The following is a 260-nucleotide window of genomic DNA, read 5'->3' as shown; positions in this document are numbered from 1 at the left end:
GGAAGTATTTTATAAATAAATACCGTATTAAACCAAAAAAGAGGATAGCCTCTTTTTTGGTTTAATACGGATATGGTGTTTGTTGATACCCCGGATATGGTGTTGGATATGGAACTGGATATGGCGCTGGATAAGTTACTGGGTACGGTGCTGGATAGTATCCTCCACCTGCTGCACCCGTTAATGCACCTGCTGTAAGCCCACCTAACACACCTCCAGCAAAACTTCCAGGGAAAAATCCACCGCCCCATGAGCCTCCA

At 45.0% G+C, this 260-nt stretch carries 1 pseudogene; it reads right to left on the bottom strand.

Features of this window, described 5'->3' with window-relative positions:
* Nucleotides 1-61 precede the first annotated feature (61 nt).
* Nucleotides 62-260 (bottom strand): annotated as a pseudogene (locus MR083_RS27265) (cobalt transporter); the annotation flags it as partial.

Origin of the sequence: Bacillus cereus group sp. BfR-BA-01408 (assembly GCF_022663305.1) — a bacterium.
Lineage (GTDB): Bacteria > Bacillota > Bacilli > Bacillales > Bacillaceae_G > Bacillus_A > Bacillus_A pacificus.
Note: the sequence above shows the minus strand (reverse complement) of the source record. Positions and strands in the feature narration are given on the sequence as shown.